This is a genomic window from Pseudoalteromonas sp., assembly GCF_041629635.1.
Taxonomy (GTDB): domain Bacteria; phylum Pseudomonadota; class Gammaproteobacteria; order Enterobacterales; family Alteromonadaceae; genus Pseudoalteromonas.
Genome location: NZ_JBFKMX010000139.1, coordinates 1 through 9,104, shown reverse-complemented (window position 1 = coordinate 9,104; position 9,104 = coordinate 1). Strand labels below are relative to the sequence as shown.

Sequence of the window (9,104 nt, the reverse complement as noted above, 5' to 3'; positions counted from 1 at the left end):
ATTTAATATGAAAATTGGTTTATTTTTTGGCTCTACAACCTGTTACACCGAAATGGCTGCAGAAAAGATTCAGCAAATTATCGGTGAAGACATCATTTCACTTCACAATATTAAAGACGAGCCACTGAAAAACGCAGAAGAATTCGATTTCTTAATATTTGGTATTTCTACTTGGGACTTTGGCGAGTTACAAGAAGATTGGGAATCAATTTGGGATGACATTGAGTCAGTGAATTTAAGCGGTAAAACCATTGCACTGTTTGGCATGGGCGATCAACAAGGCTATGGCCAATGGTTCCAAGATGCATTAGGCATGCTGCACGACAAAATAAAACCTCAAGGCGTGACCTTTTTAGGTTATTGGCCTAATTCAGATGATTACGAGTTTGAAGCGTCGAAAGCGTTAACGGAAGATGGCACACAGTTTGTAGGCTTGGCACTTGATGAAGACAGCCAGTACGAAAAAAGTGATGAGCGCATTGCAACTTGGGTTGAGCAAGTGATGACAGAATACGCTGAAACGCTATAACTTTTTTCCTTAAAAGTTCAAATAGAAATCACGGCACAGTGCTTTAAAGGCTGTGCTGTACTCTCCACCTTCATCGTGAATAACCAAATTTTCTTCAACCAAGGTTTGCAATTCATCATTGTGAGATAAACACAGTAACACACGTTTTGCTGCTTTCTTTTTGCTAGTGAATACCCACAGCTTTTTAATAACCGTTAAATTAGCGTTATTTGCTGCACTTTCAAATCGGCTTAATTCAGTTGTTGGTAATACCACACAAAACCAGCCCTTTTCGCTTAATAAACTCGCCGCTTTAGCACATAAACTATCAAACGATAAAGCATCCGTATGGCGTGCCGTCATTCGCTGTGCATTTTCACTTTTAAGTGAATCATTAAAAAATGGCGGATTTGATACAATTAGATCAAACACTGTATTTGCTTGAAATTCATTGATATCGCCTTGCCACAAGTTTAGGTCTTGCCAAGGTGAGTCAGAAATATTCTCTTTCGCTTGTAAAAATGCATCATTATCAATTTCAACGGCAGTGATAACTAAACTAGGCGCACGTTGCTTAAGCATTAAGGCAATTAGCCCCGTGCCCGTGCCAATATCAAGCGCAGTATTTGCCCCCTCAAGGGTTGCCCAAGCGCCCAACAAAATACCGTCTGTGCCCACTTTCATGGCACATTTATCGTGGTTAATATGAAACTGCTTAAACGTAAAACCCGACATTGCGGTAAAATACCCTCTGCTTGAGGGTGTGTTGTTCTTTATTAATATTTAAATAAAGATAAGCAGACCCTATTATTGATTCGGTGTATAATACAGCTAATTTTCCTTTATGTTTATTTCCTTATGCACTTTGCTGACCTAGATCTTGATCCAAAATTATTAAACGCCATTGAAAAAATGGGTTTTGATAAACCGACTAGCATTCAATCGCTCGCTATTCCTGCAGCGATGAAAGGTCGCGATATTTTAGCAAGTTCACCAACCGGTACTGGTAAAACCGCTGCGTTTTTACTTGGTTCAATGCAATATCTAATTGATTTCCCTAGGCGTAATCCAGGTTTTGCGCGCGTACTTATTATGACACCAACACGTGAACTAGCTTATCAAGTGTATGAACAAGCAAATGCCCTCGCTGCACAAACTCACCTTAAAATTGGTGTGGTAACCGGTGGTATTAACTACGGGAGCCATAAAGAAATTTTTGAAAAAAATAACGACATCCTTATCGCTACGCCTGGTCGTTTAATGGATTATCTAAATTCAGAAAACTTCCACGCAGAAGATGTTGAAGTACTAATTCTTGATGAAGCCGACCGTATGTTAGATATGGGTTTTCGTAAGGAAATGCTGCGTATTTGCGATGAAGCTAAAAACCGTAAACAGTGCTTCTTATTCTCAGCCACACTAGAGGGCGACAGCGTTGAGCTATTTGCTGAGCGCATTTTAAATGATCCAGCACTTTTAGAGGCAACCCCATCGCGCCGTGAAAAAGGCAAAATCCACCAATGGGTGCATTTATCTGATAACCGCGAACATAAAGTGGAACAGCTAGAAGCGATTTTAAAATCGGAAGACGTTGAAAAGGCCATTGTGTTTGTTAAAACACGTGAGCGTTTAGAGCAGCTAGTTGGCGAGTTATTCGCGAAAGACATTAAAACCACTTGGCTGCGTGGTGAAATGCCTCAGGATAAACGTTTAGCCGCACTTAAAAGCTTTGATACAGGCCGTACAAACGTACTCATTGCGACCGACGTTGCCGCACGCGGTATCGATGTGGCTGATATTAGCCACGTAATAAACTTTGATATGCCCCGCACTGCCGATATTTATGTACACCGTATTGGCCGCACAGGCCGTGCTGGTAAAAAAGGCACTGCGATTTCGTTTGTTGAAGCTCATGACGTGGAAATTTTGGCAAAAGTTGAGCGCTACACAGAGCAAAAACTTAAACGCCGTACAATTAAAGGCTTAGAGCCAAAGCACAAAGAAGCGAAATTGCCGGCGAAAAAGAAAAAAGACCCAGAAAAAATGAAGGCGAAAAAGAAAGCCAAGAAAAAAGCGAAAAAGAAGTAGCCTTACAAGAGCGGTGTTATCACCGCTTTTTTATTCTTTAAAATCAGCACCTTCATGGCGTAATAACCACGCCTTTCGCTCTAAGCCACCACCGTAACCTGTAAGTGACCCATCTTTACCAATCACCCGGTGACACGGCACAATAATCGCAACCCGGTTCATACCATTTGCAGTGGCGACAGCACGTACCGCTTTAGCGTTATTGAGTGCAGTTGCTTGCTCTGAATAACTGCGTGTTTCACCATATGGAATAGCTTGTAACCCTTGCCACACGCCTTGTTGAAATTCAGTACCAGGTAAATCAAGGGGAGCGCTAAACTCCTTGCGCTTGCCCGCAAAATATTCACTCAGCTCTAACTTACACTGCTTAATATGATCATTTTCGCCTTGCAAAATCACCGCATTTAGACGCTTTTGTAAATCGTTAAATTCCGTTTCTAACATACGTCTGTCAACAAACTCGACAAGACATATCCCGTTATTGGTTGCGCATATAAACATTGGGCCAATGGGCGTGGTGTGGCGCGAAATTAAGATAACTTGCTTCTCTTTACTTTTACTTGGGTTAAGGCCTGTGGCTTTTTTAAAGGTGTAAGCAAACCCGCTTAATGAGTTAAAACCTGAATCTAGAGCCGAATCAATCAGTTGCTTGCCATTTTGAATTTCTTGATAAGCGGTATTTATCCGCACCATGCGCTGATAAGCTTGAAACGTCATGCCATAGTGTTTTTTAAACCAACGCCTTACCAGCTCAGGCTGTATTCCAGCCTCTTTTAAATGGTAGTCTGAAAGCTTTTCTTGACCTTTTTGCGCTAGCAATTTTAACGCTGTAGAAACTGGCTCTGGCATTGAATGGGCATTTTGTGTTGGCTTACAGACTTTGCACGGGCGAAAGCCCGCATCAAGGGCATCTTTTACCTCAGAGCAAAATTCAACATTTTCTTTTTTTGGTTTGCGTGCACTGCAAGTCGCGATACAAAAAATCTGCGTGCTGGTAACACAGGCATAAAAACAGCCAAGATATTGACTGTTTTTATCTACCAATGCTTGGTAATACTCGCTAATTTTTTCAGGTTGGGTAATTTTCATAAAGCCAATCATTTGATGATTTTAGCCAAGCGTAACCAAGGCTAACATTTCACTCAACCGAAAACTGAACAAGTATATTTTTAATGTTGATCTAACGAGCTTTCAGGCAAACCAATTTCATCCAACATCATCATTAAATGTGCGGCGCTCCAACTAAAGTTTGTTGCGCCTTGCTGCTCACCAGTAAAGGGGTGATAGTTTTCTCGAATACTTTCTTTATCGCTAAGGCCTTTACTATTACTAATCAGCTTTTGTAAAAGCTGCTGCGCGTCCTTTTTATAGCCATAATGACTTAGTGCACTGAGTGCGAAATACACTTGATCAAGCCACACTCTGCCTCGCCAATAAACATCTGCGCCAAATGCGGGGTTTGTGATAGCAGCGGTAGGAAATGGCACATAGGTATTAAACTCGTGTTTACTAAGCATGGTATTTATAACACTTTTAGCATTTTCTGTACTTGCAACTTGGCTGAATAACGGGGCCCAACCTTCAGGGCCTTTGCCGCGATGCACTAACAACTTGCCTTTACATTCACTCGTTGACTGCTGACTATTCTCAATGGCTAAATCATAGTAAAAGCCAGTTGTGCTATCGTAAAAACACGCATCAATACGTGCTTTTAAGGTTTGATATTCTGCTTGGTATTTTTGTGCATCTTGGTTGTTACCTAATCGTTTTGCCATTTGCGCAAGTTGGCGTTTTTCCATTGCTAGATAACTATTAAGCTCTACAGATTCTTGGTTAATTGAATAACCAACCAGTTCTCCATTACGTATGTTTTCAAAAATCTGAACTTGCCAATCAGCCTTCGCTTTTACCATATCGTCTTTATAAGTTTGATTGGCATATTCTTTAAACTGCTCATTTGAAATAAAACCAAAACGCGCCGCATTATCCATACCTGATTCCCAACCTGCAGCATGTTGCACAGGGATATCAAACGCACTAATTTGGCTGTTATCAAGTAAACTTAAATACAACTCATTGCCGCTGCATAAATACCAATTATCTTTCCCTTTTTTGCACGATGCCAAAACAGTCAGTTGCGCAGTTGCTTGCACTGAGAAACGCATCTCCCCCTCTTTTGTGGTATGTGTATCATCAACCGTGCCGCCATATTCAATTAAACCATTGCCATTATGATCGCGATTTAAATACCACCATTCATGGTATGCTTTTAATTTCGGATACATTTCAGCCAAAAACGCTTCATCATTGGTTTTTGACACAATTTGCCAAACCACCCAAGATGCCAGTGGAGGCTTGGTATTACGCTCATTCCAATTACCGCCATCGCCACCGCGCGCTTTTGCGTAGTTGTAAAACACCGCATCAATCACCATCCCCGCATCTTGCTGACGAAGTGTATCTTTGTCCGTTATTTGATAGTCAAACATGGCGCGTACATTATCTTTAGCAAGTTCCGGCATCACCTCTGCAAGGGCATAAGCATGCTTCCAACTGTCCCACGCCCATACACCATTAAACCAACGCGCTGTAACAGATGGAGTTATGCCATTGTGTTTAATTGCCCCTGCTGGGCTACGCCAGTTACCAACTAAGGTTTCTAGCGACTTTATTGCTAACCACTTTGCTTGTTCGCTGTGCTGATTTGATAGTTTATTTGCAATTGACCGCCATCTGGTTTTCGCATTGAGATAGGCGGGCTTTTTACTATTTAACCAAGCGATTATTTTTACATCTTCGCCGTCGCTTTCTGGCTGATTATGGGTATAACTGAGCACTGTAGTCAGTAACTTTGAATTTGCAGGCGAAACCGTTAATGCACTTGTACTTCTGTAACTTTGTTCAATAGGATTAAAAACTGATTTTGAGGCAATTGAACGCGTAATTTTAAATCGCGCGGTGCTGTCATTAAGTTTGTGCCAAGTGTCACGTGCTTGGCCAAATTGCCATGCAATTGCTTGCTCTGAGGTTTGTGGTGTTACTTGCCAAATGTAATCATCATCTTTGCTTTTCCAATGCTTTGTAAGTTGCCCTTGCCACTTTAGTGAAAGATTAAGCGGCTTTTCGGTTAAATTAGTAATGCGTGTATCAATCACACTACTTCGCGCTGATACAAAGCTTAAGTAAATATCGATGCTAAATGTGTTTGTGGTAAAGGTTTGTTTGTAATATCCAAGCTCGCTGGAAATGGTACTTGGTAATTCTGAAAGACGTTGATAATCACCACCATCAACAGCTACAGATAACATCTCAACATATTCAGCAAAATAAAGGGTGTACTCTTCAAACACAATGGCAGGCCCCGCAAATCCACCTGCACTTTCATGTTCTGGTTGTAAAAATCCATGCCAGCTACCAAGGTCAAATAATGGGTTTGCTTGTTGATTACCGTATTTGTCATAAGATTTTGCCAATTTTGGCTCGCCCACACGGTCGAGTTGCGATGCAGAAATAGCCTGAAAGCTAACACACATTAGAATCGATGCGACTAGAAATTTCATTAAGATAAGTTAATAATTTAATTTTTGTATACATTATCCACAATATGCATAAAAAAACAATTCTGGACAAATGCACTACTATCTTAAGTAGAAATCAATTGAATTGCAGAACAGTAATTCTTAGAATAACCAGAGCCGTGACAACTTGCGAAAGTGGCGCAATTATAAAAATAATGAAAATTTTAAACTATACATTGGCAAGCTTATTGTTGCTTTGCACAAAACTCTCAGCTGCTGATAACATGCATAACTTTGAAGATTTCTGCCTTGCATTGCCGGTACTTGATTGCAGTGAAAAATTATTAAAAGAACAAAGTGAGTATTCGCTATACAGCACAGATTGGTATTTTATTACAGCACATTACCTTGATTTTCTCTATGAAACTACAAATTTACTCACCCTAAAAAAGCTAACGGAGCAATATATTAATGCTGAACACCAGCATCCCATTTCATTTCAAACTCAGCTTTATTTTTATGCCGCAAAAGCATTAGGTATTTACGGTGAAAAAGATAAGGCACAACAATACTCAAAAAAAGCTCTCACTCTAGTAAATGCGACTTTTGATAGTTTTCCTAACCCATTACGTGCTGTGGAAATTGCTAACTTAGAAATGGTGTTTGGTGATAAAGATAAAGCGGTTAGTATGTTTAGCCGGTTAGCACAAAAATATAGAAAAAGTAAGGACGCCAAATTACAGCATGAAATTTACGCCAATTTAGCAAATGCCCTGTACTTGCAAAATCAGTTATTAGAGTCCATACCACATCGTAAGAGTGCAGTTTTTTGGGCACATCAACTCAACTCTACAGAAAACATTACAATGGCGATTGGGAACTTAGCCAGAACCTACCAGCTAGTTGGTCAATTACAAATAGCCAATCAAACCTATCGCAATGCAATAACTTATTTCAAGAGCGAGGAAAGTCCTAATTTTTCCTTTTTTCAATTGCGATTAGCTGAGATTAACGAAACGCTTAATTATCATAAGGTAGCAAAGCAACACTTATCAAAGGTGAGATTCACAAAATTATTACCAAGCCACCTTTCTACTTATAATCAACTTGTGCAAAAGCTCAATGTAGAAGCTACTACTTTGTAATCTCGCCAATTTGACTTGTTAATCTTGTTTTGGCGGTTAATCCTAGTATATCCAAAAGTGATCTAGCGTTAATATGTCGATTTTTGTGCTAACTCTATTACTTATCTCACCAACTATCACTTTTTAGTTATTTTCCAACCTCAGTAATATCGATTTTCTCAGTTTTCCTTCGAACTAATTATGGTCAGTATTGTGCTTGTAAGTATATTTTACCTTAATCGTGTAAAACATGATGAACGACATAATCTAATTCTTTATGTAGGTTTTTCATTACTTTTCAGTGCACTTTATACAAATACGCTCGATGAATGAGTTGTTATGACTTGGCTTGTCACATTAGTGATAGAAGATATACTTCAAATATTTGGTTTATTGCTTATTGAAATTGGCATTGGTATGTGGCTATTAACTCTTCACCCCAAAAAAATACACTCATTAAACTAGCAACAACAGACCCTCTTACAGATGCTTTTACCCGATGGTATTTTATAAATAAAACGACTGAAAAATTAAAAGAATAAACTTCGATTTTGTATTTTAATGTTTGATATTGATCACTTTAAAAAAGTAAATCATCAATATGGGCATAATGTCGGTGAGTTAGCTTTAAGGCAATTTTCTGCATTAGTAAATCAAAACTAAAGTGAGTCCGATCTTTTTGCTCGCTGGGGTGATGAAGAATTTATTGTGATGTTACCGCATATTGCACTGTCTTCAGCTGCAGATAAAGCCGAATCACTTCGAAGCAATCTGGCTGAATCAAAAATCCAGTTGCCAGATGCTGCATTTACTATGACAGTGTCGATTGGTGTGGTTGAGTTTAGCCCTGTTACCCCAAAGCTCGAGACCCTGTTCGATATTGCCGATCAACGTCTCTATAAAGCAAAACAGCAAGGGCGAAACCAAATTGTATCAAGCTAGCTAAGCGTTTTTTACGCTTGCTCTGCTCTTAAAAATACAGGTTCATTGGCTTTTTTAGTGTGTTCTTCACTGTAGTAATAACCGGCACCGTCAAACGCTAATAGCTTATCCATTGTCGTTACTTGCTGTTCCATAATATAACGCGCCATTAAGCCTCGCGCTTTTTTAGCATAGAAGCTAATCACTTTATATTGACCATTTTTACAATCTTTGAATACTGGCGTAATTATCTCACCTTTAAGTGCTTTTTTATCCACCGCTTTAAAATATTCGTTGGAGGCTAAATTGACTAATGTGGAGGTATTTTGCTCTGCAAAAACTTGGTTTAGTTTTTCAGCAATGACCGCTCCCCAAAACTGATATAAATTTGAACCACGCGGATTAGCCAGCTTTGTGCCCATTTCTAAACGATACGCCATCATTAAATCAAGTGGTTTCAAAATACCATACAACCCTGACAGTATGCGTAAATGCGATTGCGCATACTCAAGCGCACTGTCACTCAATGTTGCTGCATCTAAACCAATATAAACATCGCCATTAAACGCAAAAATAGCTTGTTTTGCATTTTCGGTATTGAAGGGTGTTTGCCACTCGGTAAATCGTGCCACATTTAAACCTGCCAGCTTATCGCTGATTTTCATCAAACTTGATAAGTCTTGTGCTGAAAGCGTTCGGCATACTTCAATCAACTCTTGGCTATGACTTAATAACTCTGGTTGAGTATGGTTTTTGTTCGGTGCAGGTGTTTCGTAGTCTAAATTTTTAGCGGGTGATATTACAGTGATCATAATTACTATTGACTTGTCGTTGTATTAAGGTAATTTCAACATTTCTTGTAATAAAAATCACCTGTTAGTTAGTTTTCGATGGATTTTTCTTCGCTAGGAGTAGCGTAAACTCGATGTTACGGACATTTGACCT

The 9,104-nt window shown here is 39.4% G+C and carries 7 protein-coding genes and 1 pseudogene; 4 read left to right on the top strand and 4 right to left on the bottom strand.

Annotated elements, in window-relative coordinates:
* Positions 1-7: 7 nt before the first annotated feature.
* Complete coding sequence (gene fldB, locus ABYD77_RS15705; RefSeq protein WP_054978598.1) at positions 8-529, top strand: flavodoxin FldB; 522 nt, start codon at positions 8-10, stop codon at positions 527-529.
* Positions 530-538: 9 nt separating this feature from the next.
* On the opposite strand, the gene ABYD77_RS15700 is transcribed toward fldB, so the two are convergent.
* Complete coding sequence (locus tag ABYD77_RS15700) at positions 539-1,243, bottom strand: tRNA1(Val) (adenine(37)-N6)-methyltransferase (RefSeq protein ID WP_372771058.1); 705 nt, start codon at positions 1,241-1,243, stop codon at positions 539-541.
* Between the two features lie 123 nt (positions 1,244-1,366).
* Between ABYD77_RS15700 and srmB the strand changes: the two genes are divergently transcribed.
* Positions 1,367-2,596 carry an ATP-dependent RNA helicase SrmB gene (gene srmB / locus ABYD77_RS15695; protein ID WP_372771057.1) on the top strand — a complete coding sequence of 410 codons (1,230 nt, stop codon included), beginning with the start codon at positions 1,367-1,369 and terminating at the stop codon, positions 2,594-2,596.
* Between the two features lie 30 nt (positions 2,597-2,626).
* On the opposite strand, the gene ABYD77_RS15690 is transcribed toward srmB, so the two are convergent.
* Together ABYD77_RS15690 and ygjK are read right to left on the bottom strand one after the other, a co-directional pair.
* A complete protein-coding gene (locus tag ABYD77_RS15690) occupies positions 2,627-3,685 on the bottom strand; it encodes a bifunctional transcriptional activator/DNA repair enzyme AdaA (RefSeq protein WP_372771056.1) in 1,059 nt (352 codons plus the stop codon).
* Positions 3,686-3,765: 80 nt separating this feature from the next.
* Positions 3,766-6,156 (bottom strand): alpha-glucosidase, encoded by a 2,391-nt coding sequence (gene ygjK, locus ABYD77_RS15685; protein WP_372771055.1) that lies wholly within the window; start codon positions 6,154-6,156, stop codon positions 3,766-3,768.
* Between the two features lie 44 nt (positions 6,157-6,200).
* Here ygjK and ABYD77_RS15680 point away from each other — a divergent pair, with 44 nt between their 5' ends.
* Together ABYD77_RS15680 and ABYD77_RS15675 are read left to right on the top strand one after the other, a co-directional pair.
* Positions 6,201-7,259 carry a tetratricopeptide repeat protein gene (locus ABYD77_RS15680; RefSeq protein ID WP_372771054.1) on the top strand — a complete coding sequence of 353 codons (1,059 nt, stop codon included), beginning with the start codon at positions 6,201-6,203 and terminating at the stop codon, positions 7,257-7,259.
* Positions 7,260-7,790: 531 nt separating this feature from the next.
* Positions 7,791-8,180, top strand: a pseudogene (locus tag ABYD77_RS15675) (GGDEF domain-containing protein); the annotation flags it as partial.
* 11 nt (positions 8,181-8,191) lie between these two features.
* Here ABYD77_RS15675 and yaaA read toward each other — a convergent pair.
* Positions 8,192-8,971, bottom strand: coding sequence for a peroxide stress protein YaaA (gene yaaA / locus ABYD77_RS15670; protein WP_372771053.1), 780 nt, complete (start codon positions 8,969-8,971; stop codon positions 8,192-8,194).
* Positions 8,972-9,104 lie beyond the last annotated feature (133 nt).